The 26,150-nt window shown below is 69.7% G+C and carries 22 protein-coding genes and 1 riboswitch; of the genes, 15 read left to right on the top strand and 7 right to left on the bottom strand.

All coding sequences use genetic code 11. The features are described 5' to 3' along the window. Window positions 1-9: 9 nt before the first annotated feature. Window positions 10-1,233, top strand: coding sequence for an HAAS signaling domain-containing protein (locus F9C11_RS40095; RefSeq protein ID WP_409182539.1), 1,224 nt, complete (start codon window positions 10-12; stop codon window positions 1,231-1,233). A gap of 458 nt (window positions 1,234-1,691) precedes the next feature. Here the strand turns inward: F9C11_RS40095 and F9C11_RS40090 are convergent, their stop codons facing one another. Beyond that, window positions 1,692-2,213 carry a general stress protein gene (locus F9C11_RS40090; RefSeq protein WP_409182538.1) on the bottom strand — a complete coding sequence of 174 codons (522 nt, stop codon included), beginning with the start codon at window positions 2,211-2,213 and terminating at the stop codon, window positions 1,692-1,694. Between the two features lie 238 nt (window positions 2,214-2,451). Here F9C11_RS40090 and F9C11_RS40085 point away from each other — a divergent pair, with 238 nt between their 5' ends. The 10 genes from F9C11_RS40085 (at window position 2,452) to F9C11_RS40040 (ending at window position 15,099) form a co-directional block, all read left to right on the top strand. Beyond that, window positions 2,452-3,816 carry a glutamine synthetase family protein gene (locus tag F9C11_RS40085; RefSeq protein WP_409182537.1) on the top strand — a complete coding sequence of 455 codons (1,365 nt, stop codon included), beginning with the start codon at window positions 2,452-2,454 and terminating at the stop codon, window positions 3,814-3,816. Next, window positions 3,797-4,510 carry a gamma-glutamyl-gamma-aminobutyrate hydrolase family protein gene (locus tag F9C11_RS40080; RefSeq protein WP_409182536.1) on the top strand — a complete coding sequence of 238 codons (714 nt, stop codon included), beginning with the start codon at window positions 3,797-3,799 and terminating at the stop codon, window positions 4,508-4,510. The genes F9C11_RS40085 and F9C11_RS40080 overlap by 20 nt, the downstream gene beginning before the upstream one ends. Further along, entirely contained in the window at window positions 4,507-5,871 is a 1,365-nt protein-coding gene (locus F9C11_RS40075) for an aldehyde dehydrogenase family protein (RefSeq protein WP_409182535.1), read from the top strand. Before F9C11_RS40080 ends, F9C11_RS40075 begins: the two co-directional genes overlap by 4 nt. Beyond that, complete coding sequence (locus F9C11_RS40070; protein ID WP_409182534.1) at window positions 5,872-6,639, top strand: 3-oxoacyl-ACP reductase; 768 nt, start codon at window positions 5,872-5,874, stop codon at window positions 6,637-6,639. Between the two features lie 277 nt (window positions 6,640-6,916). Then, window positions 6,917-7,018, top strand: a riboswitch (glycine riboswitch). Further along, entirely contained in the window at window positions 7,002-9,893 is a 2,892-nt protein-coding gene (gene gcvP, locus F9C11_RS40065) for an aminomethyl-transferring glycine dehydrogenase (protein ID WP_409182533.1), read from the top strand. (Overlaps the previous riboswitch by 17 nt.) A gap of 54 nt (window positions 9,894-9,947) precedes the next feature. After that, window positions 9,948-11,036 (top strand): glycine cleavage system aminomethyltransferase GcvT, encoded by a 1,089-nt coding sequence (gcvT, locus tag F9C11_RS40060; RefSeq protein WP_409182532.1) that lies wholly within the window; start codon window positions 9,948-9,950, stop codon window positions 11,034-11,036. Window positions 11,037-11,050: 14 nt separating this feature from the next. Continuing rightward, window positions 11,051-11,431, top strand: coding sequence for a glycine cleavage system protein GcvH (gcvH, locus tag F9C11_RS40055; protein ID WP_409182531.1), 381 nt, complete (start codon window positions 11,051-11,053; stop codon window positions 11,429-11,431). Beyond that, entirely contained in the window at window positions 11,431-12,708 is a 1,278-nt protein-coding gene (gene glyA, locus F9C11_RS40050) for a serine hydroxymethyltransferase (RefSeq protein WP_409182530.1), read from the top strand. The genes gcvH and glyA overlap by 1 nt, the downstream gene beginning before the upstream one ends. Then, window positions 12,705-13,709 (top strand): lipoyl synthase, encoded by a 1,005-nt coding sequence (gene lipA / locus F9C11_RS40045; protein WP_409182529.1) that lies wholly within the window; start codon window positions 12,705-12,707, stop codon window positions 13,707-13,709. Before glyA ends, lipA begins: the two co-directional genes overlap by 4 nt. A 16-nt stretch (window positions 13,710-13,725) precedes the next feature. Further along, the gene (locus F9C11_RS40040) at window positions 13,726-15,099 is read left to right on the top strand and encodes an L-serine ammonia-lyase (RefSeq protein ID WP_409182528.1); all 1,374 of its coding nucleotides are present in this window, start codon (window positions 13,726-13,728) and stop codon (window positions 15,097-15,099) included. A 31-nt stretch (window positions 15,100-15,130) separates the two neighbouring features. Here F9C11_RS40040 and F9C11_RS40035 read toward each other — a convergent pair whose 3' ends face one another. Then, a complete protein-coding gene (locus F9C11_RS40035; RefSeq protein ID WP_409182527.1) occupies window positions 15,131-15,313 on the bottom strand; it encodes a hypothetical protein in 183 nt (60 codons plus the stop codon). Then, the gene (locus F9C11_RS40030; protein ID WP_409182526.1) at window positions 15,313-15,900 is read right to left on the bottom strand and encodes a winged helix-turn-helix domain-containing protein; all 588 of its coding nucleotides are present in this window, start codon (window positions 15,898-15,900) and stop codon (window positions 15,313-15,315) included. The genes F9C11_RS40035 and F9C11_RS40030 overlap by 1 nt, the downstream gene beginning before the upstream one ends. 72 nt (window positions 15,901-15,972) lie before the next feature. Here F9C11_RS40030 and F9C11_RS40025 point away from each other — a divergent pair, with 72 nt between their 5' ends. Beyond that, window positions 15,973-16,695, top strand: a complete 723-nt coding sequence (locus F9C11_RS40025) for a FadR/GntR family transcriptional regulator (RefSeq protein WP_409182525.1) — start codon at window positions 15,973-15,975, stop codon at window positions 16,693-16,695. 151 nt (window positions 16,696-16,846) lie between these two features. Then, window positions 16,847-18,571, top strand: coding sequence for a transglycosylase domain-containing protein (locus F9C11_RS40020; protein WP_409182524.1), 1,725 nt, complete (start codon window positions 16,847-16,849; stop codon window positions 18,569-18,571). A gap of 1 nt (window position 18,572) precedes the next feature. Here the strand turns inward: F9C11_RS40020 and F9C11_RS40015 are convergent, their stop codons facing one another. Continuing rightward, on the bottom strand, window positions 18,573-19,382 hold the full coding sequence (locus F9C11_RS40015; RefSeq protein ID WP_409182523.1) for an ABC transporter ATP-binding protein: 810 nt from the start codon (window positions 19,380-19,382) through the stop codon (window positions 18,573-18,575). Window positions 19,383-19,498: 116 nt separating this feature from the next. On the opposite strand from F9C11_RS40015, the gene F9C11_RS40010 reads away from it, so the two are divergent. Continuing rightward, window positions 19,499-20,830, top strand: a complete 1,332-nt coding sequence (locus F9C11_RS40010) for a PLP-dependent aminotransferase family protein (protein ID WP_409182522.1) — start codon at window positions 19,499-19,501, stop codon at window positions 20,828-20,830. A 32-nt stretch (window positions 20,831-20,862) separates the two neighbouring features. On the opposite strand, the gene F9C11_RS40005 is transcribed toward F9C11_RS40010, so the two are convergent. Beyond that, entirely contained in the window at window positions 20,863-22,824 is a 1,962-nt protein-coding gene (locus F9C11_RS40005) for an SDR family oxidoreductase (protein WP_409182521.1), read from the bottom strand. A gap of 64 nt (window positions 22,825-22,888) precedes the next feature. Next, window positions 22,889-23,125 (bottom strand): hypothetical protein, encoded by a 237-nt coding sequence (locus F9C11_RS40000; RefSeq protein ID WP_037810157.1) that lies wholly within the window; start codon window positions 23,123-23,125, stop codon window positions 22,889-22,891. A gap of 180 nt (window positions 23,126-23,305) precedes the next feature. Between F9C11_RS40000 and F9C11_RS39995 the strand changes: the two genes are divergently transcribed. Then, window positions 23,306-24,550, top strand: coding sequence for an NAD(P)/FAD-dependent oxidoreductase (locus F9C11_RS39995; protein WP_409182520.1), 1,245 nt, complete (start codon window positions 23,306-23,308; stop codon window positions 24,548-24,550). Here F9C11_RS39995 and F9C11_RS39990 read toward each other — a convergent pair. Beyond that, a complete protein-coding gene (locus F9C11_RS39990; protein ID WP_409187082.1) occupies window positions 24,504-25,700 on the bottom strand; it encodes a multidrug effflux MFS transporter in 1,197 nt (398 codons plus the stop codon). The genes F9C11_RS39995 and F9C11_RS39990 overlap by 47 nt on opposite strands. Window positions 25,701-26,150: the final 450 nt, after the last annotated feature.

The raw sequence follows: 26,150 nt of genomic DNA, 5'->3' as shown, positions 1-26,150 counted from the left end.
AGAGGCAGCATGAGCACGGACAAGCCGACGGCCGCGCGGGTGTACCTGTCGAGGGTGCGCACCGCGCTCGCGGATCTGCCCGCGAACGAGATCGAGGAACTGCTCGAGGACGTCCGGCCGCAGCTGGCCGAGATGGAGGCGGAGGCCGGGGCGGCGGCGCGGGTCGAGGACCTCGTCGCGCGGCTCGGCACTCCGGAGAGCTACGCGGCGGAGCTGCGGGCGTCCGGCGGCTACCCGCCCGCTCCGGCGGCTCCGGAAGCGGCGACCGAGGTCCTGCCGACCGCGAAGCCGGGCCGGCTCGGAGCCCGGCTTGCCTTGTGGGGATTGCTTTTCTGCGCGGCGGGGACGGCGCTGGTCGCGTTCTACACAGCGGTGCGCTTCGATTCCGACGCGCTGGTCGGGATGCTCGTGCTGGCCCCGGTGTTCGCGGTGAGCGTGGCGTTCCTGCTGCTGCGCGGCGTCGATGCGATCCGGGAGCTGCCGGAGGCCGTCCGCGCGCGGGCGATGCTGAAGTCGATGCGGGAGGACCGGTCGGCCGACCGCGCGTTCGCCTATCTCAACTCGCTGAAACCGGCGTGGTGGGTGGTTTGCGGGTTCGCGCTGCTGGCGTTCGGGCTGCTGCTGATGATCCGAGACCTGCACGCGGTCCTGCTGCTGCCGGTGCTGCTCGTCGGCGCGGGCCTGGTGATGTGGGCGGGCCCGCGGATCAAGGCCGACGGGCGGATGCTGTGGATCGCGGTGCCGGTGTCGGCGTTCGTCGTGGGCAGCGCGTTCGGCGGCCTCGGCGCGGCGGTCAACCTGGTCCGGGACCGCACGTACTCGTCGAACTCCGCCCCGGTGTACGCCTCGTCGAGGTACGAGGACGTCCACGGCAACGAGGCGCTGCGCTACGGCTCGCACGAACTGAGCAACGTGTACGTCTTCGACGCGAACGGCAAGCCGCTCGAGAACGTCTACCTGTACGACGACCGCGGCCGCCCGCTCACGATCACGCGCTACGGCTGCGAGAAGGACAGCGGGACGAGCCAGATGACCGGGCAGGACAACCAGTTCCCGCGCCCGAAGGTCGTCGAGGGAGTGCAGGACGACCGCGGGAATGTCAACGGCTACAACGGTTATCGCGGGTACTGCCGGGAGGATCACGGGGTGCCGTTCGCGGCGGTGATCCCGAAGGCTCCGGCGACTTCGGCGACGCCGGTTCCGCCGACGAAGGCTGCTCAGCCGACCAAATAGGCGGGGTGCCTCCGCGGCAGCTTGCGAGCCGGTGCTGGGTGGTCGGCGGGAGGTTTGGGGCACGAGCCCGACAGCCCGGACCGCCGGGAGCCGGGGCAGCCGCGCCTCGCGAGGAGGCCCGGACGCGGGACCGGTTTCGTTGGCCGGGAGTCGGCTGGATTGGCGGCGGGCTCGTCCCGCGGTGAAGCCCCGGAGTGCGAAACGGGTTCTGGGTGGCCCGGACTTGGCTGGGGCGGGCTCGTTCCGCTGCCGGGTCTTGGATCGCGCATCCAGTTCTGGTCGGCGGGGCTGGCGACCAGGCTCGTCTCGCGGCGATGGGCCGGGGGTGCGAGACCGGTTCTGCTTGGTCGGGAGATAGCTGGACCGGCGGGACCCGTCCCGCCGCGAAGGCCCGCAAAGCGAAACCGGGCGCCCCGGCCGCGAAACGGCCCGGGCGCCCGGGAGGCGAGTGCCGGAACTCAGTGGTTGAAGGCGGAGCGCGCCGCGAGGTCCGCCAGCAGCTGGCGGCCCTTCTCGGCGTTGCGCGGCTGCGCCAGCACGTCGTAGCGCTGCGCGACCAGCTGGCTCTGCGAGATGAACCCGCGCTTGTTGCGGTTCGCCGCGTAGCCCAGTGCGCCGAAGGCCACGTTGAACACGACACCCGCGGCCAGGCCGAGCACGATCGACAGCAGTCCGGCGGCCGGGTTGAGCATGCTCAGCACCAGGCCGAGGAACAGGCCGAACACCGCGCCGGACATGGCCGCGCTGCTGAGCATCCGGCTCCAGCTCATTTTGCCCGCGATGCGCTCCACCAGCATCGGCTGGACCCCGACGATGGTCACGTCGGTGACCGGGAAATCAGCGTGCGCGAGGTGGTCGACGGCCTGCTGGGCCTGCTCGTAGGACTCGTACGACCCGATCGGCCACCCGGTGGGCAGCGTCGGGAGCTGCGGCCGCGCCTGCTGCTGGCTGAACGTGGTCTGCGTGAATGCTTCAGTCATCCCTCTCACCTCTCTTGCCCGGTCCAACGCACGAGGGGGCGGATTTGGTCCCGGACGCACCGGATTCACAGTATCTTCTCAGCCGGGCAACCCGGACATAGCAGGCGCCGGGCGGGTGAGGTCGGCGAAGCATCCGTTTAAAGGTCTAAGAAAATACCTTTTAGTGGATTGACCGCGCCCCGGCGGCCCGGTAGGAAGAAGCCGCAAAGGACCTGATCCGAACCTTTGGGGCGATGCGATGGCGGCCAGGCGAGGAATGCTCACGCTGGAAGACCTCCGCGAACGGGTGACGGCGGGCACGATCGACACGGTGCTCGTCGCGCTCACCGACATGCAGGGGCGGCTGCAGGGCAAGCGCTGTTCGGCGGAGTACTTCCTCGAAGAGGTGGCCGGCCACGCGACCGAGGCGTGCAACTACCTGCTCGCAGTGGACGTCGACATGAACACCGTCGACGGCTACGCCATCTCGTCCTGGCAGAGCGGCTACGGCGACTTCGTGCTCCGCCCGGATTTCGCGACGCTGCGGGAGATCCCGTGGCAGGAGGGCACCGCGCTGGTGCTCGCGGACGTCGAGCGCGTGCAGGGCGGCCCGGTTTCCGTTTCGCCGCGCCAGGTGCTGCGCCGTCAGCTCGACCGGCTCGCCGAACTCGGCCTGAAGGCGTACGTGGGCACCGAACTCGAGTTCATCGTGTTCGACGACTCCTACGAGTCCGCGTGGGACAAGCGCTACCACGACCTCAAACCGTCCAATCAGTACAACGTCGACTACTCCATGCTCGGCACCGCGCGCATCGAGCCGCTGCTGCGCCGGATCCGCAACGGGATGGCGGGTGCGGGCCTGTATCCGGAGTCGGCGAAGGGCGAGTGCAACCCGGGTCAGCACGAGATCGCCTTCCGTTACGCCGAAGCGCTCGCGACCTGCGACAACCACGGCATCTACAAAAACGGCGCGAAGGAGATCGCCGCGCAGGAGGGCAAGAGCCTCACGTTCATGGCGAAGTACAACGAACGCGAGGGCAACTCCTGTCACATCCACCTGAGCCTTCGCGGCAAGTCCGGCGAAGCGGTGCTTCCCGGCGACGGCGAACACGGCTTCTCGAAGCTGATGCAGCACTTCCTCGCCGGACAGCTGGCAGCGTTGCGCGAGCTGACGTACTTCTTCGCCCCGAACATCAACTCCTACAAGCGTTATGTCCCTGGCAGCTTCGCGCCGACAGCGATCGCGTGGGGCACGGACAACCGTACGTGCGCGTTGCGCGTTGTCGGGCACGGTGACGGGTTGCGCGTCGAGAACCGCGTACCTGGCGGAGACGTGAACCCGTACCTCGCTGTCGCCGCGATGGTCGCTGCCGGGCTGCACGGCATCGAGAACGAACTGCCGTTGGAGCCTGAGTTCGTAGGCAACGCGTACGAGTCCGACAAGCCCACTGTGCCCGTCACGCTTGCTGAAGCGGCTCAAGTGCTAGAAGGCAGCCGTATCGCGCGAGATGCCTTCGGTGCCGATGTAGTCGACCATTACCTCAACGCCGCGCGGATCGAGCGCGAAGCGTACGAGCGAGCTGTGACCGATTGGGAGCGCATCCGTGGTTTCGAACGACTCTGACCCGCCCGTCATCGGCCTCAGCACCTATTCGGAACAGGCGAAGTTCCTGGCCTGGGACACCGAAGCGACGCTGCTACACCGCGTGTACGCGGACTGTGTGGTGAAGGCGGGCGGGATTCCGGTGCTGTTGCCGCCCGTCACCGACCAGTACGCCAGGCTCGTCGAGCGCATCGACGGTCTCGTCCTCACCGGCGGCGCGGACGTCGAACCCAGCCGTTACGGCCAGGAGCCGCACCCCGCGACGTACACGCGAGAAGAGCGCGACGCGTTCGAATTCGGCTTGTTCGCGGCGGCGCGCGCGGCCGGGAAGCCGGTGCTCGGCGTGTGCCGCGGGCTGCAGGTGATGAGCGTCGCGCTCGGCGGCACGCTCACCCAGCACCTGCCGGAAACCCTCGGCGACGCGACGCATCAGCCGGCCCCGGCGACGTTCGGAACCAGCACAGTCACCCTGGTCGACGGCACGCGGGCGGCGGCGATTCTGGGCCAGGAAACGAAAGTCCACTGTTACCACCATCAGGCGATTGACCGGCTCGGCTCCGGTTTGCTCGCCTCGGGGCACGCGGAGGACGGCACGATCGAGGCCGCGGAGCTGCCGGGGGAGTTCGTGCTCGGCGTGCAATGGCATCCGGAGCAGGACGGCGACGACGTCCGGCTGTTCGCCACGCTGGTGAACGCCGCGCAGGAGGGGAAATGACGACGTTCGAGGTGCGCAATCCGGCGACCGCGGAAGTGGTCCGCCAGGTCGAGCTGACCAGCGAGGCGGAGACCGACGCCGCGATCGCCCGCGCGCACGCCGCGTTCCCGGCCTGGCGGGCGGTCGCCCCGGGCGACCGGGCGAGGCTGCTGCGCCGGTTCGCGGACGCGGTCGACGCCGATCTCGAACACCTCGCCCGGCTGGAGGTCGAGAACTCCGGGCACACCATCGGCAACGCCCGCTGGGAAGCGGGCAACGTGCGGGACCTGCTCGAATACTCCGCGGGCGCGCCGGAACGCTTGCTGGGCAAGCAGATTCCGGTCGACGGCGGCGTCAACGTGACCTTCCACGAGCCGCTGGGCGTCGTCGGCGTGATCGTGCCCTGGAACTTCCCGATGCCGATCGCGGGCTGGGGCTTCGCGCCGGCGCTCGCGGCGGGCAACACCGTCGTGCTCAAACCGGCCGAGCTGACCCCGCTCACCGCGCTGCGGCTGGCCGAACTCGCCCGTGAGGCGGGACTCCCGGAGGACGTCTTCCAGGTGCTGCCGGGCAAGGGATCCGTTGTCGGGCAACGGTTTGTCACGCATCCGGCGGTGCGCAAGGTCGTGTTCACCGGTTCGACCGAGGTCGGCAAGCAGGTGATGGCCGGCTGCGCGGCGCAGGTGAAGCGGGTGACGCTGGAGCTGGGCGGCAAGAACGCCAACATCGTGTTCGCCGACGCCGACGTGGAGAAAGCCGCGGCGACCGCGCCGTACGGGGTGTTCGACAACGCCGGGCAGGACTGCTGCGCGCGGTCGCTGATCCTGGTGCAGGACACCGTTTACGACCGGTTCCTCGAACTGCTGGAACCCGCGGTACAGGGCGTGGTCGTCGGCGATCCGGGCGACGAGGCGACCGAGATGGGCCCGCTGATTTCCGCGGACCACCACGCGAAAGTCTCCTCCTACGTCACCGAACAGACGCCGGTCGCCTTCCGCGGCAGCGCGCCGTCCGGGCCGGGCTACTGGTTCGCGCCGACCGTCGTGCTCCCGCCGGGCTTGGCCGATCCGCTGGCCCGCGACGAGATCTTCGGCCCGGTCGTGGCGGTGGTCCGCTTCCGCGACGAGGCTGAAGCCGTGCGGATGGCCAACGACACCGAATACGGTCTGTCCGGCTCGATCTGGACCCGCGACGTCGGCCGCGCTTTCCGGGTCGCGCGCGGCGTCGAATCCGGGAACCTGTCGGTGAATTCGCACTCCTCGGTCCGTTACTGGACGCCCTTCGGCGGCTTCAAGCAGTCCGGTCTCGGCCGCGAGCTGGGCCCGGACGCGGCCGCCGCCTTCACCGAGACGAAGAACGTTTTCCTGAGCACGGAGGAATGAATGGTGCAGCGTTTTGACGGCCGCGTCGCGGTGATCACCGGCGGGGCGAGCGGCATCGGCCTCGCCACCGCCAAGCGCCTGGCGAGCGAGGGCGCGAAGGTGGTTATCGGCGACATCGCGCCGGAGCAGGGCAAGGCCGCCGCCGACGCGGTGGGCGGGGCGTTCGTCCAGGTCGACGTCACCGACGCGGACCAGGTCGAGGCCCTTTTCCAGACGACGGTCGACGAGTTCGGCGCGGTCGACGTCGCGTTCAACAACGCGGGCATCTCGCCGCCCGAGGACGATTCGATCCTCACCACGGGAATCGAAGCCTGGGAGAAGGTGCAGCGGGTCAACCTGACGTCGGTGTATCTGTGCTGCAAGGCGGTTCTGCCGCACATGCAGCGCCAGGGCCGCGGTTCGATCGTGAACACCGCGTCGTTCGTGGCCGTGCTGGGGGCCGCGACGTCGCAGATTTCCTACACCGCCTCGAAAGGCGGCGTGCTCGCCATGACGCGCGAGCTGGGCGTGCAGTTCGCGCGCGAGAACATCCGCGTCAACGCGCTGTGCCCGGGGCCGGTCAACACGCCGCTGCTGAAGGAACTGTTCGCGAAGGACCCCGAGCGGGCGGCTCGTCGGCTGGTGCACGTCCCGGTCGGCCGGTTCGCCGAACCGGAGGAGATCGCCGCCGCGGTGGCCTTCCTGGCGAGCGACGACGCCAGCTTCATCACCGCCGCGCAGTTCCTCGTCGACGGCGGCATCTCGGGCGCTTACGTGACCCCGCTGTGACTGTCCGTGAAGGAAACCGGCGCGCGAGATCGCGCCGGTTTCTGGACTGAATCGGGAGGGAGAAATCGGCTTCCCGGCGATCTCGCCGCCTCGGCGGAGCCGAGGCCATGTCACAGCCGGGCGCGGTAGACTGGCGCGTGAAGCGGCAGGTAGAGTGGCCGCACCCACAATCGCATACAGGGCCGTTCGAGCCGGAGCGGGAGAGTCCCATGTCAGCAGTGGGACACCGAAGGAGCAAACTCCCCGGAATCTCTCAGGTAACCGCTACCGCTTTTGGCGAGGCCACTCTGGAAAGCAGGCGCACCCGCGCCTCACCCAAGGTGAAAGCCGTGCCGAGCGCGCGGTGAAACTCTCAGGTGCCCATGACAGAGGGGGAGTTCCCAGTGCACCGCCGCGCCCGGTGCCCGTCCCGAGGAGCTCCCATCACCTCCACCCCCTTCGACACCCGCCACATCGGTCCCGGCGAGGCCGAGCGGGCGAAGATGCTCGCCGAATGCGGTTACGGAAGCCTGGACGCCCTCGTGGAAGCGGCGGTCCCGACCGCTATCCGCACTGCCGGTGACCTGGCGCTTCCCGCGCCCGCGTCCGAGGAAGAGGCCACCGCGGAGCTGCGTGCGCTCGCCGCGCGCAACCGGCCGATGACGCAGATGATCGGTCTCGGCTACTCCGACACCGTCACGCCGGGCGTGATCCGCCGCAACGTGCTGGAGAACCCGGCCTGGTACACCGCGTACACGCCGTACCAGCCGGAGATCTCGCAGGGCAGGCTCGAAGCGCTGCTGAACTTCCAGACCGCGGTGTCCGACCTGACCGGGCTGGCGATCGCCAACGCCTCGATGCTCGACGAGTCCACCGCGGCCGCCGAGGCGATGACGCTGATGCGCCGCGCGTCGAAGTCGAAGTCCAATGTGGTCGTTCTCGACGCCGAATGCCTTCCGCAGACCATCGAGGTCGTGCGGACGCGCGCCGCCGGTCTCGGCATCGACGTGCAGGTGCGCGACCTGCTCACCGGGCTGCCCGAGGAGTTCTTCGGCGTCATCGTGCAGTACCCGGGCGCGTCCGGCGTGCTGCGCGGCCGCGGTTTCTACCACGCGGTTTCCGAAGCGGCGAAGGCCGCGGGCGCGCTGTACACGGTCGCTGCCGACCTGCTCGCGCTCACCTTGATCGCCGCGCCCGGCGAGTTCGGCGCGGACGTCGCTGTCGGTTCCACGCAGCGCTTCGGCGTGCCGCTGGGCTACGGCGGTCCGCACGCCGGGTACATGGCGGTGCGCGCGGGTCTCGAACGGTCGCTGCCTGGCCGTCTGGTGGGCGTGTCCGTGGACGCGGACGGCAACACTGCGTACCGCCTCGCGCTGCAGACGCGCGAGCAGCACATCCGTCGCGAGAAGGCGACCTCCAACATCTGTACCGCGCAGGTGCTGCCCGCGGTGCTCGCGGCGATGTACGCGGTCTACCACGGTCCTGAGGGGCTGAAGGCGATCGCGACGCGGGTTCACGAACTCGCGGCCGGTCTCGCGAACGCGCTGCGCGCCGGTGGCGTCGAAGTCGCCCACGAGGCCTTCTTCGACACTGTCGTCGCGAAGGTGCCTGGCCGCGCCGCTGAGGTGCACGCGGCTGCGCGCGAAGCTGGGATCAACCTCGGTCACATCGACGCCGACCACGTCCGCATCGCCTGCGACGAGGTCACGCGTCCCGACACGCTCGCGAAGGTGCTTCGCGCCTTCGGTGTCGACAGTGCGTGGGAAGCCGCGCAGGCGCTCCCGAACGGTCTCGCCCGCGAGAGCGGCTACCTGACGCACGAAGTGTTCAACTCGCACCGGTCCGAGACGTCGATGCTGCGTTACCTGCGCCGCCTCGCCGACCAGGACTTCGCGCTCGACCGCGGGATGATCCCGCTCGGCTCGTGCACGATGAAGCTCAACGCCACCGCCGAAATGGAGCCGATCAGCTGGCGCGAGTTCGCCGGCATCCACCCGTTCGCGCCGGCCGAGGACGCCGAGGGCTACCACGAGCTGGTCCGCCAGCTGTCCGGCTGGCTGGCCGAGGTCACCGGCTACGATCAGGTGTCGCTGCAGCCGAACGCGGGCAGCCAGGGCGAACTCGCCGGGCTGCTGGCCATCCGCGCCTACCACCAGGCGAACGGCCAGCCCGAGCGCGACGTCTGCCTGATCCCGTCGTCCGCGCACGGCACCAACGCCGCGTCCGCGGTGCTCGCCGGGATGCGCGTGGTCGTGGTCAAGTGCACCGACGAGGGCAACGTCGACCTGGAAGACCTGCAGTCCAAAGTGGACCAGCACCGTGCCGACCTCGCCGCGATCATGGTCACCTACCCGTCCACGCACGGCGTCTACGAGCACGGCATCGAGCGGCTCGCCAAGATCGTGCACGACGGCGGCGGCCAGGTGTACGTCGACGGCGCGAACCTCAACGCGCTGCTGGGCCTGGCGAAGCCGGGCGAGTTCGGCGGCGACGTCTCGCACCTGAACCTGCACAAGACGTTCTGCATCCCGCACGGCGGCGGCGGTCCCGGCGTCGGCCCGGTCGCGGCGCGCGCGCACCTCGCGCCGTACCTGCCGAACCACCCGCTGCTCGCGCAGGCCGGACCGGACACCGGCGTCGGCCCGATCAGCGGCGCGCCCTACGGCTCGGCGTCGATCCTGCCGATCTCCTGGGCGTACGTGCGGATGATGGGCGCGCCCGGGCTCACCGAGGCCACCAAGGTCGCGGTGCTCGCGGCCAACTACATCGCCGCCCGGCTCGCGCCGCACTACCCGGTGCTCTACACCGGCCAGGACGGCCTGGTCGCGCACGAGTGCATCCTCGACCTGCGCGGCATCACCAAGGAAACCGGCGTGACCGTGGACGACGTCGCGAAGCGGCTCATCGACTACGGCTTCCACGCGCCGACCATGTCCTTCCCGGTCGCGGGCACGCTCATGGTCGAGCCGACCGAGAGCGAGGACCTGGCCGAGATCGACCGGTTCTGCGAGGCGATGATCGCCATCCGCCGCGAGATCGACGAGGTCGCGGCCGGCCACTGGACCGCCGAGACCAGCCCGCTGCGCGGCGCGCCGCACACCGCTTCGTCGATCGCCGGCGAGTGGACCGCGGACTACGACCGCGAGCTGGCGGTGTACCCGTCCGGCGTGGCGCGCAAGACCAAGTACTGGCCGCCGGTGCGGCGGATCGACGGGGCGCGCGGCGACCGCAACCTCGTCTGCTCCTGCCCGCCCCTCGACGCGTACGACTCGTGAGCGGCAATCCCGGTTAGAACCGCGATCGCCACTCACGACAACGAAAGGCTTCCCGTGACGGAAACCCCCCTGCACCAGGTCCACCAGGATCTCGGCGCGCTGTTCACCGATTTCGCCGGCTGGTCGATGCCGGTGCGCTACGCCAGCGAACTGGCCGAGCACAAGGCCGTGCGCGAGGCGGCCGGGCTGTTCGACCTGTCGCACATGGCCGAGATCCACGTCCGCGGCCCGCAGGCCGCCGACGTGCTCGACTACGCGCTGGTCGGCAACCTGTCCGGCGTGAAACCGGGCCGCGCCCGCTACACGATGATCTGCGACGCCGACGGCGGCGTGCTGGACGACCTGGTCGTCTACCGGCTGGCCGACGAGGAGTACCTGGTCGTGGCCAACGCGGGCAACGCCACCGTGGTCGCGGACGCGCTGGCCGAGCGGGTCGCCGGCTTCGACGCGACGGTGGAGAACCGGTCCGCGGACACCGCGCTGATCGCGGTGCAGGGCCCGAAGGCGGTCGACGTGCTCGCCGCGGTGACCGACGCCGACCTCGGTGCGCTGAAGTACTACGCGAGCGTGCCCGCCGTCGTGAAGGGCCACGATGTCCTGCTGGCCCGCACCGGCTACACCGGCGAGGACGGCTTCGAGCTGTTCGTTGCCGCCGCCGAGGCTCCGGCGTTGTGGCGGCTGCTGACCGAGGCGGGGCAGGAGCACGGCCTGGTCCCGTGCGGCCTCGCCTGCCGCGACACGCTGCGGCTGGAAGCCGGAATGCCGTTGTACGGCAACGAACTCAGCCGCGAGCTGAACCCGTTCGCGGCCGGTCTCGGCCGGGTCGTGAAGTTCGAGAAGCCGGGCGACTTCGTGGGCCGCGCGGCCCTGGAGGAGCTGAAGAAGGCCGACGTCCCGCGCGTGCGGGTCGGCCTGCGCGGCACCGGCCGCCGCGCCCCGCGGCACGGGTACGCCGTGCTGTCCGGGGATGCCACTATCGGGGAGATCACCAGCGGCGCGCTGTCGCCGACGCTGGGCTACCCGATCGCCATGGCGTATGTAGACCGGGAGCACGCCGAGCCCGGCACCGCGCTGTCCGTCGACATCCGGGGCCGCGTCGAGCCGGTCGAGGTCGTCGCCCTGCCCTTCTACTCCCGAGCCTGAGAGGCCCCCGAACGATGAGCACCATCCCCCAGAACCTGTCCTACACCAAGGAACACGAGTGGCTGTCGGTCAACGACGGCGTCGCGACGGTGGGCATCACCGCGTTCGCGGCAGGCTCGCTCGGCGACATCGTGTTCGTGCAGCTGCCCGGCGTCGGCGACACGGTCACCGCCGGCGAGGTGTTCGGCGAGGTCGAGTCGACGAAATCGGTCAGCGAGCTGTACTCGCCGGTCAGCGGCGAGGTGGTGGCGGTGAACGAGACCACATCGGACACCCCCGAGGTCATCAACTCCGACCCCTACACCGAAGGATGGCTGCTGCAGGTGCGGCTCTCGGGCGACGTCCCGGAGCTGCTCGACGCGTCCGCGTACGCCGAGCTGACCCAGGAGAACTGATGACCGCCCCGTTCGACGCCCATCTGTCCGAAGTGGACCCCGAGGTCGCCGCCGCGGTGGCCGCGGAGCTGGACCGCCAGCAGTCGACGCTCGAGATGATCGCCTCGGAGAACTTCGCGCCGGTCGGCGTGCTCGAGGCGCAGGGCTCGGTGCTGACCAACAAGTACGCCGAGGGCTACCCGGGCCGCCGCTACTACGGCGGCTGCGAGCACGTCGACGTCGTCGAGCAGCTCGCGATCGACCGGGCCAAGGCGCTGTTCGGCGCGGAGCACGCGAACGTGCAGCCGCACTCGGGCGCGCAGGCCAACGCGGCGGCGATGTTCGCGGTGCTGAAGCCGGGCGACACGATCCTCGGCCTCGACCTCGCGCACGGCGGCCACCTGACGCACGGGATGAAGATCAACTTCTCCGGCAAGCTGTACAACGTGGTCGCCTACCACGTCGACAAGGAGACCGGGATCGTCGACGTCGCCGAGATCGAGCGGCTGGCGGTCGAGCACAAGCCGAAGCTGATCGTGGCCGGCTGGTCGGCCTACCCGCGCCAGCTCGACTTCGCCGAGTTCCGCCGGATCGCCGACCTGGTCGACGCCAAGCTGATGGTCGACATGGCGCACTTCGCCGGCCTCGTGGCCGCCGGGCTGCACCCGTCGCCGGTGCCGCACGCGGACATCGTCACGACCACCACGCACAAGACCCTCGGCGGCCCGCGCGGCGGGCTGATCCTGTGCCGCCAGGAACTGGCGAAGAAGATCAACTCGGCGGTGTTCCCCGGCCAGCAGGGCGGTCCGCTGGAGCACGTCATCGCGGCCAAGGCGGTGGCGCTGAAGATCGCCGCGACCGACGGGTTCCGCGAGCGCCAGGAGCGCACCCTGGAAGGCGCGAAGCTCCTCGCCGACCGGCTGTCGCGCACCGACTGCGCCGAGGCGGGCGTCCGCGTCCTCACCGGCGGCACCGACGTGCACCTGGTGCTGGTCGACCTGGTGAACTCCCAGCTCAACGGCCAGGAGGCGGAGGACCGGCTGCACTCGGTCGGGATCACTGTCAACCGCAACGCGGTGCCGTTCGACCCGCGTCCGCCGATGGTCACCTCGGGTCTGCGGATCGGCACCCCGGCGCTGGCCACCCGCGGTTTCGGCGCCGACGACTTCGCCGAGGTCGCCGACATCATCGCCGAAACGCTGAAACCGGACTTCGACGAGGCCGCCCAGCAGGCGCTGCGGGGTCGCGTGGAGCTGCTGGCCAAGAAGCACCCGCTGTACGCGGACCTGAACCGATGAGCGCGCAGCCCGAGGGGCGGAAGTTGTTGCGGCTTGAGGTGCGCAACAGCGAGACGCCGATCGAGAAGAAGCCGTCGTGGATCAAGACGCGGGTGCGGATGGGTCCGGAGTTCACCGAACTCAAGGGTCTGGTGCGTCGGGAAGGCCTGCACACTGTCTGTGAGGAGGCTGGTTGTCCCAATATCTACGAGTGTTGGGAGGACCGGGAGGCGACGTTCCTGATCGGCGGGGACCAGTGCACGCGGCGGTGCGATTTCTGTCAGATCGACACCGGCAAGCCCGCTGCGCTGGACCGCACCGAGCCGCGGAAGGTCGCCGAGAGCGTGCAGGCGATGGGCTTGCGGTATTCGACGATCACCGGTGTCGCCCGGGATGACCTGGCCGATGGCGGTGCGTGGCTGTACGCGGAGACGGTGCGGCAGATCCACGCGCTCAACCCGGGCACGGGTGTGGAGCTGTTGATTCCGGATTTCAATGCGGAGCCGGAGCAGTTGGCGGAGGTGTTCGGGTCGCGTCCGGAGGTGCTGGCGCACAACGTGGAGACGGTGCCGCGGATTTTCAAGCGCATTCGTCCCGGGTTCCGGTACGCCCGCTCGCTGGACGTGATCACGCAGGCTCGCGCGGCCGGTTTGGTGACGAAGTCGAACCTGATCCTCGGCATGGGCGAGACCCCCGAGGAGGTCGGCGTCGCCTTGCAGGACCTCTACGACGCCGGGTGCGAGATCATCACGATCACCCAGTACCTGCGCCCGTCGCCGCGGCATCACCCGGTCGACCGGTGGGTCAAGCCGGAAGAGTTCGTGGAACACGCCAAGACCGCTGAGGCGATCGGGTTCCCGGGCGTCATGGCGGGGCCGCTGGTGCGGTCGTCGTACCGCGCGGGCCGGTTGTACGCGCAGACCAAGGCCCACCGGGGCGAGGAATTGCCGGAGAACCTCGCTCACCTGACCGCCGAAGGACCGGCGGCGCAAGAAGCCAGCAGCGTGCTGGCGAGGCACTAAGAGAAGGGGCGGATCAATGGCGATCAGCGTCTTCGACCTGTTTTCGATCGGCATCGGGCCGTCGAGTTCGCACACGGTCGGCCCGATGCGGGCGGCCAAGACCTTTGTGGACGGTCTGGTCGAGGACGGCGTGCTGGACACGGTCGCGCGGGTGCAGGCCGAGCTGTTCGGCTCCCTCGGCGCGACCGGATTCGGGCACGGCAGTGACAAGGCGGTGCTGCTCGGGCTTTCCGGCGAGCGGCCGGAGGAAATCGACACCGACACGGTGCCCGCCAAGGTGGCGGCGATCCGGGAGTCCGGGCGGCTGACCGTCGGCGGGACGCATTCGGTCGCGTTCGCCGAGGACACCGACCTGACGATGCACCGGCGGAAATCCCTGCCCGCGCATCCGAACGGAATGGTGTTCCGGGCCTTCGCCGCGGACGGTTCGCTGCTGCGGGAACGGACGTACTACTCGGTCGGCGGCGGGTTCGTCCGCGACCAGTCGTACGAGACCGACCCGGTTTTCGTGGAGGACTCCACGCCGGTGCCGTACCCGTTCCGTACCGGGGCGGACCTGCTGAAGCATTGCGCGGACACCGGCCTGCCGATCAGCGAGATCATGCTGCGGAACGAGCTTTCCTGGCGCAGCCGCGAGGAAATTCGGGATGGCTTGCTGCGGATCTGGCAGGTGATGGCCGAGTGCGTGCGGAACGGGTACACGCACGAGGGTGTGCTGCCTGGCGGGTTGAAGGTGCCGCGGCGAGCCAAGTCGTTGCACGACAAGCTGCTGGCTGAAGACGGCGCGGACGACCCGTTGTACGCCATGGACTGGGTCAGCCTGTACGCGCTCGCGGTCAACGAGGAAAACGCCGCGGGCGGCCGCGTGGTCACTGCTCCCACCAACGGCGCGGCGGGGATCATTCCGGCGGTTTTGCACTACTACCAACGGTTTGTGCGCGGATCTTCCGATGACGGCATCGTCACGTTCCTGCTCACTGCCGGCGCGATCGGCTCGATCCTCAAGCAGACCGGCTCGATCTCGGGCGCTGAGGTCGGCTGCCAGGGCGAAGTCGGTTCGGCGTCGGCGATGGCGGCTGCCGGACTGACCGAAGTGCTGGGCGGATCGCCCGCGCAGGTCGAGAACGCGGCCGAGATCGGGGTCGAGCACCACCTCGGCTTGACGTGCGACCCGGTGGGCGGGCTGGTGCAGATCCCGTGCATCGAACGCAACGCCGTCGGCGCGTCGAAGGCGATCCACGCCGCGCGCATGGCGATGCGCGGCGACGGAAGCCACGTGGTGACGCTGGACAAGGCGATCAAGACCATGCGCGAAACCGGCGCGGACATGTCGGTGAAGTACAAGGAAACCGCGCGCGGCGGGTTGGCCGTGAACGTCATCGAGTGCTGATTTTCGTTCCGGGAAGGGCTTTTCGAGGGAATCAGATTCCTTCGAGGAGCCCTTCCCGGCGTTTCGGGGCCGCGAGCCGCAAGCCCAGTTCGATGAGCCACCAGCCGAACCGTTGCCGGACGGGCGCGCGAGTCGTCGGCGAATAGCGGACGCCCGCGACGGCGCGCAGTTCGTCTTGCCGGGCCGCGGCGTATTCGGGCAGGAACGGGTGCATCAGGATTCCCCCTCGGACGTGGTTTCGGCGGCGGAGCGCGGGAACGCCGCCCAGTGCGTGATCACCGACTCGTCGCCGGGGCGGGCCGGGCGGCGGTAGCGCTCGATCACGGCCCCGAGTTCTTCGGCCATCTGCCGGGTTTCGTCGGCCGTGAGAGTCAGCATGGTGCTGCTGAGCGTCGCGCTGTCGCGCCATTCGTCAGCCCAGCGCGGCAGTTCGGCGACGAACCGGGACTGTTCGCGATAGCGCTGGTCCACGTGGTGGTGCAGGAAGGCCATGAGCGAGCCGGCCATCTCCGGGTGATGCACGAAGTCCGCCGCGCTCATCCGGGTCGAATCCTGCGCCGCCTTCCACCAGCGTTCGCGCTTCGAGCCCCGGCCGGAGTCCTCCACGACCAACCCGGTTTCGGCGAGTTGCCGCAGGTGCCACGACGTGGTGCCGGAGCTTTCCCCGACGCGCTTGGCCAGCCCGGTCGCGGTGGCCGGGCCGTCGAGGGTCAGCAGGTCGAGCAGTTCCATCCGCAGCGGATGCGCCAGGGCGCGCAGGGTTTGCGCGTCGATCTGGCGAGTGCGGCGTTCGTCGGGCATGTCTCGTACCCTAGACCACAGAGAACTCTTTGCAAAGAATTCTCTGCAATCAGGGAGCATAGAATCGGACAGGTGGAGTCGACCTCGGTGGTGAGCGCGAACGCGGCCCTGTTCCGGCCGGTGCGGGCCGGGAACGCCTTCGAGGAGACCGTCGAGCGGCTGTTGCAGGCGATCCGGCTCGGGGTGGTCGGCGCGGGGGACCGGTTGCCCTCCGAGCGCGAGCTGGCCGAACGGCTCGGCGTGAGCCGGGTGACGCTGCGGGAGGCGATTCGCGCGCTGGCCGACGCCGGGTACGTCGAGTCGCGGCGCGGGCGGTACGGCGGCACGTTCGTGAACGAGAACCTGCCGGAGCCCGCGGAACGCGCGACCGGCGAGGTGGACGCGGCCGGGCTGGAAGACGCGCTGTGCCTGCGGCATGTGCTGGAAACCGGCGCCGCGGAGGCGGCCGCGGCGCGGACGTTGAGCCCGGCCGACCGCCAGCATCTCACCGGCACGCTCGCGGAAGCGTCGGCGGCCAGCCTCGCCGACTACCGGCGCAAGGATTCCCGGCTGCACCTGGCGATCGCCGAGGTGACCGCGTCCGCGTCGCTGACCAGCACGGTCGCCGACGCGCGGACCCGGGTCAACCAGCTGCTCGACCGGATCCCGCTGCTCGAACCCAATCTGGAGCATTCGAACGCGCAGCACGAGGCGATCGTCGACGCGATCCTGGCCGGCGATCCGGTGGCCGCGCGGCAGGCGATGGCCGAACACGTCGAGGGCACGGCGTCGTTGCTGCGCGCCTTCCTCTCGTGAGCAATTCACCGGGTCGACAGAACCTTGTCACTGGTTCAGTCGTCCTTCAATCGTGGAGTCAGCCTCGGAGAGTGACCAATCCGCTGGTACCCGTCGCCGGTGGCGCCGTATCCGCAGGGGTGCTTATTACCTGACCGGGTTCGCGATCGGCGTGCCGCTGATCGCGTTCTGGATCGCCTACCTGCTGATGGACGTCCGCAGCCCGCGGGACGTGCTCGCCTCGCTCGGCAAGACGGTCACGCTGAAGTACGCCGACGGCAGCGAGCTGCTGCGCGTCGTGCCCCCGGGCGGCGACCGGCGGTTCGTGCCGTTCGACCAGATCCCGCAGAAGCTGCGCGACGCGATCGTCGCCACCGAGGACCCGACGTTCTGGGCCAACTCCGGCTTCGACCCGACCGGGATCGGCCGCGCGTTCCTGACCGGCGTCGGCGGCGGGTCCGGGATCACCCAGCAGTACATCAAGAAATCGACCGGCGACGAGGATTCGACGCTCTGGCGGAAAATGCAGGAACTCGTGCTCGCCACGAAGATCACCCAGGAGCAGAGCAAGGAACAGATCTTCGAAAGCTACGTCAACATCATCTCTTTCGGCCGCAACACTTTCGGCCCGGCCGCGGCGATGAACGCGTACTTCGGCCGTCCGCTCGACAACACCATCACCTGGAGCGAAGCCGCTTTCCTGGCCGGGATGATCCAGTCTCCGTCGGTGCACGATCCGGCGGTTTCCGGGGACGAGCACGCGGCGAAGCGCTGGCGGTATGTGCGGGACAAGCTGGTCGAGCGCGGTTATCTGAAGAATGCCGACGGCATGGCTTATCCGGGCGCGGAGATCAAACCGCCCGCGGAGACGCGGGTGAGCCTGAGCTACGACCAGTACCATCTCAAACAGCGAGTGCTCACCGAACTGGAGGCGGCGGGGTTCTCGCTTTCCCGGTTGCAGCAAGGAAATCTCACCGTTCAGACCACTCTGGACCCAGGCTTGCAGACCGCCGCGCACGCCGCGCTGAGCGACCGGTTGAAGGGCGAGCCAGCGGAGTTTCGCGGCGCACTGGTGGCCGTCGACCCGACGAACGGTTCGGTGCGCGCGTACGACGGCGGCAACAACGGCGTCCGGGATTATGCGGCAACCGGCCATCCGCTCGGCTCGGCGTTCTACCCGTTCACCGCGGCGGCCGGGCTGAAGAACGGGATGTCGCTGGACGAGAAAGTAGCTGCTCCCAAGGAGATTCTGTACCTCGGCGAGAAGTTCGACTATCCGCCGAAATGCCCGCAGCCCTGCACCTTGCGCAGTGCGCTGGCCTCGGGCGCGGACACGCCGTTCATCACAGTCTCCAAGAAGGTCGGCGTCGACGAAGTGAGTGCGGCGGCCCGTTCGGCGGGAATTCCGGACGAGGTGGACGGCACGCCGACGATGCGCGAACAGGACGGTGCCACGATCGGCTCGGGCATCGTCGTCGGCCGGTACCCAATGCGCTCGCTCGACGTCGCCGGGGCGTACGCGACCTACGCCGCCAACGGAATGCGCGCGCCGGTGCACCTGGTGGACAAGGTGCTCGACCGGTCCGGGAAAGTCGTGTGGCAGCACGAAAGCGAGCCGGTCTCGGCGGTTCCGGAGAAGGTCGCACAGGACGTGACTTCCGTGCTGAGGACGACCCTGCCGGACGGCCGCCCGGCGGCTCTGCGCACGGGCGAGTTCGAACGCGGCAACTCGCGAGACAACCAGGACGCCTGGGCAGTCGGCTACACGCCCCAACTGGCAACGGCGGTGTGGCTCGGTTCTGACGACAACCGAAAGCTGCTCGACGCGGAGGGCAAGAAGGTGACCGGTTCGTCGGCGCCGGCGGACGTGTGGCGGTCCTTCATGGCCCGCCGGTGAATCAAGCGGCCCGCCGGCTGACCTTCGGAATCACCATCGGGCTCCCGCTCTCCGGGCACTCCATCACCCGGCACGGCAGCTCGAAGATCCGCTCCACGTTCTCCGCCGTCACGACCTCCTCCGGCGTCCCGGTGGCCAGCACCTTCCCGTCGCGCATCGCGATCAGGTGGGTCGCGTACCGGGCCGCGTGGTTGAGGTCGTGCAGCACCGCGACCAGCGTGCGGCCCTGTTCGCTGTGCAGCGTCGCGCAGAGGTCGAGGATGTCGAGCTGGTGCGCGATGTCCAGGTACGTCGTGGGCTCGTCGAGCAGCAGCAGGTCGGTCTGCTGGGCCAGCGCCATCGCCATCCAGACGCGCTGGCGCTGCCCGCCGGACAGCTCGTCCACCATCCGCTCGGCGAGGTCGTCGACGCCGGTCGCGCGCATCGCGTCGGCGACTACCATCGCGTCCTCTCGGGACCATTGGCGCAGCAGTTTCTGGTGCGGGTACCGGCCGCGCGCGACGAGGTCGGACACGGTGATCCCGTCCGGCGCGATCGAGCTTTGCGGCAGCAGGCCGAGCCTCCGCGCGACCTCCTTCGCGCCGTAGCTGGAGATCACCTCGCCGTCGAGGTAGACCGAGCCCGCGCGCGGCTTCAGCATCCGGGCGAGCGCGCGCAGCAGCGTCGTCTTGCCGCAGGCGTTGGGGCCGACGATGACCGTGAACGACTTGTCCGGGATGACCACGCCGAGCCGTTCGGCGACCGTGCGGCCGTCGTAGGCCAGCGTCAGGTTCTCGGCGTGCAGTCGGGTGCCTTCGCTCGTCAGTGCCACACAGGTAAGGCTAACCTAGTGACCCCCGTTCGGGGAGTTCCGTGGGTCGCATTAGCGAACAGTGACCGGCCGGTGCCATGATGCGTCCGGGAGAATCCCGGCAGAGCGAGGGTGGGATGGACGACTACCGCGTCGTCGCGGACGAACTCGCCGCCGACATCGAAGCCGGCCGGCTGCGGCCCGGCGACCGGCTGCCGCCGCAGCGCCGCTTCGCACGCGACCGCGGCATCGCCGGTTCCACCGCGGCCCGGGTGTACGGCGAACTCGTCCGCCGCGGCCTGGCGATCGGCGAGGTCGGCCGGGGCACCTTCGTGCGCGCGGCGAAGCCCGGCCCCGAACCGGCGCTGTCCGAACCCGGCGACGCGCGGGTCGACCTCGAGCTCAACTTCGCCGTGCTGCCAAGCCAATCGGCGAAACTGGCGCGAGCGCTCGAACCCGTGCTGCGCGCGGACGTCTTCACCGACGCCCTGCACCCGCTCGGCGCGGCGGGCACCAAAGCGGTCCGCGAGGCAGCGGTCGCGATGCTCGCTCGCGGGTCGTGGACGCCGGATCCGGAATCGGTGCTGGTCGCCGGAAACGGACGGCAGGGCATCGCCGCCGCGCTCGCCGCGTTCGTGCCGACCGGCGAACGGCTGGCGGTCGAATCCCTGACGTATCCGGTGGTCAAAGCCGCGGCGACCCGGCTGGGCATCGAACTGGTGCCGATCGAAACCGACGCGCACGGCCTGGTCCCGGCCGCGCTCGCGGCGAGCGCTCCGGTGCGCGCGCTGTACGTCCAGCCGACCCTGCACAACCCGCTCGGCACCACGATGCCGCCGCAGCGCCGCGCCGAACTGGCCGAGACCGTCCGCGGGCTGGACCTGCCGGTGGTCGAGGACGGCATCTACACCTTTCTCCGCCCGGACACCGAACCGCTCGCCGCGCTGATGCCGGAGCGGACGGTTTTCGTGGACAGCCTGTCGAAACGCGTAGCGCCCGGGCTCACCGCCGGATTCCTCGTGGTGCCGCCGCAGTGGGTCCCGCGACTGGCGAGCGCGATCCGATCCGGCGGCTGGACGGCGTCCCGATTCTCCGTGGAGGCGGCGCGGCGGTGGATCACTGGTGGCGTGCTGGCGGAGGTCGAAGCGGCGAAGCGCGCCGACGCCGGGGTGCGGGCAAGGATCGTCGCGGAACGTCTGGCGGGATTCCAGGTGTACGGCGACGCCTCGGCTTATCACCGGTGGTGGGTGCTGCCGGAGCAGTGGCGGGCCGAGACCTTCGTGGCCGCCGCCGCCCGCCGGGGGATCGCGTTGTCCCCGGCGGCGGCGTTTTCGGTGGTGCCGGGACACGCGCCGAACGCGGTGCGGATCGCGGTGTCCGCGCCTTCGGAGGAGACGTTGGCGAGCGCGCTGGACGTGCTGGCCGAGTTGGCGAGCGAGTCACCGGACGACCTGCTGGTGGACTCGTGAGTGGTGATCCCGGTTAGAACCGGGATGCACACTCACGACCTCCTTCGCCACACCAGCCGCGTCAGTGTCGCCGCGACTTTCGCCGGGGCGGGCTGCCGGGGCCGCTTTTTGGCTTCCGGCGCGGATTCCGGCATCACCCGGTACACGAGATGCGCCGCGAACCGGGCGAGGTCAGGGGCTGCCAGCGAGGCCAGTTCCGCGGCCCGGCCCTCGGGAAGGCTCAGGATCTGCGGCCGCCGCTCGATCGCCTTCACCACCAGCGCCGCGGCGCGTTCCGGGGAACTCGCGGGCAGCCCGCGGTACGACCCGGTCGGCGCGATCATGTCGGTGCGCACCAACGGCATCCGGACCGACGAGAACGTGACGCCGTCGGACAGCGTCTCGCGCCCGGCGGTTAGGCCGAACTCCTCGAGTGCGGCTTTCGAGGCCAGGTAAGCGGAAAACCGCGGCGTGTCGGTCTGCAGGCCCTGCGTGGTGACGTTCACGACGTGGCCGAACCGGCGTTCGATCATCGACGGCAGCAGGCCGAGGGTCAGCCGCACTGGGCCGAAGTAGTTGATGGCCATGGTGCGTTCGTAGTCGTGGAAGCGTTCCGTCGACAGCTGCACCGAGCGTCGAATGGACCGTCCGGCGTTGTTCACCAATACGTCCACCGCACCGTGGTCGGCGAGGACCGCCTTTACGAGACTGTCGACCGCTTCGCCGTCAGTGAGGTCGCACGGGTACGCCGCCGCTTCGCCGCCTGCTGCGGTGATCTCGCTACGCACGTCTTCGAGTTCTTCCGCACGCCGCGCGACGAGAAGCACCTTCGCACCGCGGCGCGCGACAGCCAGCGCACTCGCGCGGCCAATGCCGGACGACGCACCGGTAATGAGGACAACGCGTCCTTCGAGCCCTGGACGGCGAGCGTGGTCCGGGTCGAGATGCGCGCGCCAGTAGCGGTAGAGCGGTTCGGCGTAGTCGCGAAGCTCGGGAAGGTGGACGCCGCTGCCGTACAGCTCCGAAGTGGTGCGCGCGGTGTCGAACTCCACCTCCATGTTCAGGTGGGGGAGTACTTCGAGCGGAATCCCCAGCTCGGTCAACACTGCGGCCCGCGTCGCCCGTCCAGTCGGCAGGCGGTCCACAGCGGTCGCGAGCCGAGACGCTGTGCTGCGAAGCAGGCGAGACGGCACAGTCGTGCGTACGCGCGGCGCTCCGGCAACGCGGGCGAAGGCGTTGTAGACCTCGTGCAGCTTCTGCGGCCGCGGCGAAGCAAGGTGGTACGTACTGCCCGAAGGCGCTTCGCGGTGCATGAGGTTTTCCATCGCGGCGACGACGTAGTCGACCGGGACGAGGTTCGTGGCACCGAGATCGGGGGCGACGAGCGGCAGCTGCTTCGGCAGCGCGGCGAGCCGCGAGATGGCGGGCAGGAAGTAGTACGGCCCGTCGATCTTGTCCATCTCGCCGGTGCGCGAATCGCCGACGACCGCCGAGGGCCGGTAGACGCGGAACGCCACGTCGGACTGCGCGCGGACCAGCTTCTCGGCCTCGAACTTCGTGGCGTGGTACGGAGAACTGAAGGACTGCCCGAGGTCGAAGTCGGCTTCGGTGAAGCGGCCGGCGTGATCGCCCGCGACGGCGATGGACGAAACGTGGTGCAGCAGCCGCGCCCCGGCGGCCGCGGCGAAGGCGAGCAGGTTCCGCGTGCCCTCGACGTTCGCGGCCCGGTTCGCCGCGTCGTCGGCGGTGAAGTCGTAGATCGCGCCGAGGTGGACGACGTGGTCGACCCCGTCGTAGCCGGCCGGGTCGAGGCCGAGCAGCGGTTCGGTGAGGTCGCCGACGGCGGGGACCAGGCGGTCGGCGTTCGGCCACTCCCGCGCGAGGTCGGCCAGGCGGTCGCGCGAGGTGTTGCGGACGAGCACGTGGACGGCGGTCGTGTCCCGCCGCGCGAGCAACCGGGCGACCAGGCGCTTTCCGAGGAAGCCCGTCGCGCCCGTGACGAAGTAGGTGGTCATGGCCGGCACCTTTCGGGGTCTGCGGGTGCCGACTCTACCTACTGATGAGTAGGAACGGTAGTTGTCAGTCGGTTCCGGTGCGGCGCGCCGACGTCGCGGTGGCCACCACGGCGTCGCGCAGGGCCGCGCGCAGCCGTCCGACCTCCAGCGGGCCCAGCACCGCCGCCTCTCCCGGCGGTGCGACCAGGACGACTTTGTCGTCGCTGCTCACGAACACCGTCACGTCGCGCCGCCGCCCCGCCAGGTCCCGGCAGCCGACCGTCCACTCGTTCCGCACCGCACTGTCGTCCCGCGCTGTCACGGCCTTCGCCCTCCGATCACGTAGTGCCCGTGTCCTTCGTGCGCGAGTGGGACCGGCGGCTCCGGGGCGGCTTACGCCGGTTCACCCGAATTGCCTACTGGCCGGTTTTCCACGGGGTGTGACCAGCCGCGTACCGGAGTAGCGTCGGCCACCGCACGCCGCGGGCACTCGGGAGGACGGATGTCGGAACCTCGGAAGATCGTCATCGTCGGAACAGGGCTGGCCGGTGCCACCGCGGCGGCCACCATTCGAGAACGCAGTCTCGACGGCGAAGTCCTGCTGCTCGGCTCCAGCCCGCACCGGCCGTACGAGCTGCCTCCGCTGTCGAAAGCAGTGCTGCTCGGCAACGCCGACGAACCCGACTGGGTGCGCGAAGAGGGCTACTGGGCCGAGAACGACATCAAGCTGCTCTCCGGCACCACGGCGACCCGGGTCGAACTGGGCGCGCGCCTCGTCCTCGACGACGCTGGAGGCGAACACCGCTACGACCGTCTTGTCTTAGCGACCGGCTCGCGCCCGCGGACGTTGAAGGTGCCGGGGGGCGACCTGCCCGGCCTCTACACGCTTCGCACTCTCGATGACGCACTGCGGCTGCGTGAGGCTTTCGAGGCAGCGAAGCGGGTACTGATCGTCGGCGCAGGCTGGATCGGCACTGAAGCCGCCGCGGCCGCGCGTACGCACGGCGCTGAGGTGACTGTGGTCGCTCCGGAGAAGCTGCCGCTCGCGAACGTCCTGGGCGACGAAGTGGCCGGTGCGTTCTACCGTCTGCACGAAGAACACGGCGTGCAATGGCGTCTAGGCGAAGGCGTCGCAGCGATCACCGGTGACACCTCAGCGACCGGCGTCCGACTGTCGAGCGGCGAAGAGCTGTACGCCGACGTTGTGCTCATCGCCGTGGGCGCTGCTCCCAGCGTCGAGCTGGCACACGCCGCCGGCCTGGAACTGGCCGACGACGGCGGTGTCGATGTCGACGCAGGCCTGCGTACAGCGGCACCTGACGTGTACGCGATCGGCGATATCGCTTCGCAGTTCCATCCGCGCTACGGCCGCCGCGTACGCGTCGAGCACTGGGCGACAGCGCGTACGCAGGGCGAGCACGTGGCAGTCAACCTCTTCGGCGCGAACGAGCCGTACCTGAACACTCCGTACTTCTTCTCCGACCAATACGACCCGGACCGCGGCGGCCCGGCGATCGGCTGCGAATACCGCGGCCTGGCGGTCTTGGACCGGGACCGCGTCGTAGTGCGCGGCGACCTCGCGGCTTACGACTTCACGGCGTTCTGGGTGACCCCGGACAACGAGGTTTCGGCCGCGCTGAACGTCAACCAGTGGGACGACGGGGACGCGCTGCAGAAGCTGGTCGACGAACGCATCGCGGTCACCGACGACCAGCTCCGGAGCGGGAATCTCGCCGATCTGGGCTGACCGCCAGCGTCGCGAACGACAGCAGGGCGAGCACCCCGAACCCGGCCATCACGGCGGTCATCGGAACCGCCGTGCCGGACCCGCCGAGCCCGACCAGCGGCGTCGCGATCCCGCCGATCGCGAACTGCAGCACTCCCAGCAGCGCCGACGCCGATCCCGCGGTGCGCGCGTGTGCGGCGAGCGCGAGGGAACTGGCGTTCGGGCTGATGATTCCGATGCAGGACACCATGAGCAGCAACGGAATCAGCAACGCGGGCAACGGAAGGTGCAGGGTCGCCGCGGTCAGCGTGGCCAGGCCGGACAGCGTCGACACCGTCAGCCCGGTACGCAGCAGCGTCCGTTCAGGAAACCGGCCGACGAGCCATCCGTTGAGCTGCCCGGCAAGCACGATGCCGACGCCGTTGAGCCCGAAAACGACGCTGTATTCCTGCGGGCTGAGGCGGTAAACGTCCTGCAGCGCGAACGACGAACCCGAGATGTACGCGAACAGCGCGGCGAAGTTGAGCCCCGCCGTGAGCGCGTAGCCGAGAAAGGTGCGATCGGTGAGCAGCCGCCCGTACGTACGAAGCACGCCGCCCAGCCGCGCCGGATGCCGCTGCTCGACCGGCAACGGCTCCGGCAGCGCGAACGCGACCGCGCCGAGCAGCAGCACACCGAACCCGGTTAGGACGACGAACACGCCGCGCCAAGACGTGAACGTGAGCAGTTGACCGCCGAGCACCGGAGCGAGGATCGGCGCGAGCCCGTTGACGAGCAGGAGAAGCGAGAAGAACTTCGTCATCGCGGTGCCGGTGTAGAGGTCGCGGACGGCCGCGCGGGCGATCACGATCCCAGCCGCCGCGCCGAGCGCCTGGACGCTCCGAGCGGCGATCAGCAGTTCAACGCCAGGACTAGCCGCCGCCGCGACCGACCCGGCGATGTACAGCCCCAGCCCGGCCAGCAACGGCCGCCGCCGCCCCAAAGCATCCGACAACGGCCCAGCGACGATCTGGCCGACCGCCAGCCCGACGACGAACGCGGTGAGCGTCAGCTGGACGGTGGTGTCGGAGGCCTGGAAGTCGCCCGCCATCCGGGGGAGGGCGGGGAGATACATGTCGATGGAGAGCGGACCGAACGCGGAGAGGCCACCGAGGATGAGGAGCCGCCGGATCTTGCCCGGGGCCGGACGGTCGGGGAGGGTGGCCGGGTGATCGGCGGGGTGTTCCGCGGTGGGTGGGGGCGCGGTGGGGTGTTGGGCTGCGGAGTGGTTGGCCGTGGGGCGGTTGGGGGTGGGATGTTCCGTGCTGGACGGGCCCGCGGCGGAGTGATCGGCTGCGGAATGGTCCGTCGTGGGTCGGTTTGCTGTGGAGTGGTCGGCCGTAGAGCGGTCGACGGTGGATCGTTCCGTGCCGGATGGGGCCGCGGTGGGGCGTTGGGCTGCGGGTTGGTCCGGTGTGGGGTGGTTCGCTGGGGAGTAACGGGCCGTGGAGTGCTCGACGGCGGAATGTTCGGCTGCGGGTTGGTTCGGCACCGGGTAGTTCGCTGTGGAGTAATCGGCCGTGGGGTGGTTGACGGCCGAATGCTCCGCGCTGGATGGAGCCGCGGTGGGGTGTTGGTCGGC

This window comes from Amycolatopsis sp. VS8301801F10 (genome assembly GCF_046195355.1).
GTDB lineage: Bacteria > Actinomycetota > Actinomycetes > Mycobacteriales > Pseudonocardiaceae > Amycolatopsis.
This window is presented reverse-complemented; position numbering and strand designations above follow the sequence as displayed.

What these genes read in the sequence shown, in the direction of transcription:
- F9C11_RS40095 (WP_409182539.1), top strand. Translation starts at nt 10, where the DNA reads ATGAGCACGGACAAGCCGACGGCCGCGCGGGTGTACCTGTCGAGGGTG.
- F9C11_RS40090 (WP_409182538.1), bottom strand. Translation starts at nt 2,213, where the DNA reads ATGACTGAAGCATTCACGCAGACCACGTTCAGCCAGCAGCAGGCGCGG.
- F9C11_RS40085 (WP_409182537.1), top strand. Translation starts at nt 2,452, where the DNA reads ATGGCGGCCAGGCGAGGAATGCTCACGCTGGAAGACCTCCGCGAACGG.
- F9C11_RS40075 (WP_409182535.1), top strand. Translation starts at nt 4,507, where the DNA reads ATGACGACGTTCGAGGTGCGCAATCCGGCGACCGCGGAAGTGGTCCGC.
- F9C11_RS40070 (WP_409182534.1), top strand. Translation starts at nt 5,872, where the DNA reads ATGGTGCAGCGTTTTGACGGCCGCGTCGCGGTGATCACCGGCGGGGCG.
- gcvP (WP_409182533.1), top strand. Translation starts at nt 7,002, where the DNA reads ATGACAGAGGGGGAGTTCCCAGTGCACCGCCGCGCCCGGTGCCCGTCC.
- gcvH (WP_409182531.1), top strand. Translation starts at nt 11,051, where the DNA reads ATGAGCACCATCCCCCAGAACCTGTCCTACACCAAGGAACACGAGTGG.
- glyA (WP_409182530.1), top strand. Translation starts at nt 11,431, where the DNA reads ATGACCGCCCCGTTCGACGCCCATCTGTCCGAAGTGGACCCCGAGGTC.
- lipA (WP_409182529.1), top strand. Translation starts at nt 12,705, where the DNA reads ATGAGCGCGCAGCCCGAGGGGCGGAAGTTGTTGCGGCTTGAGGTGCGC.
- F9C11_RS40040 (WP_409182528.1), top strand. Translation starts at nt 13,726, where the DNA reads ATGGCGATCAGCGTCTTCGACCTGTTTTCGATCGGCATCGGGCCGTCG.
- F9C11_RS40035 (WP_409182527.1), bottom strand. Translation starts at nt 15,313, where the DNA reads ATGCACCCGTTCCTGCCCGAATACGCCGCGGCCCGGCAAGACGAACTG.
- F9C11_RS40030 (WP_409182526.1), bottom strand. Translation starts at nt 15,900, where the DNA reads ATGCCCGACGAACGCCGCACTCGCCAGATCGACGCGCAAACCCTGCGC.
- F9C11_RS40010 (WP_409182522.1), top strand. Translation starts at nt 19,499, where the DNA reads ATGGACGACTACCGCGTCGTCGCGGACGAACTCGCCGCCGACATCGAA.
- F9C11_RS40005 (WP_409182521.1), bottom strand. Translation starts at nt 22,824, where the DNA reads ATGACCACCTACTTCGTCACGGGCGCGACGGGCTTCCTCGGAAAGCGC.
- F9C11_RS39995 (WP_409182520.1), top strand. Translation starts at nt 23,306, where the DNA reads ATGTCGGAACCTCGGAAGATCGTCATCGTCGGAACAGGGCTGGCCGGT.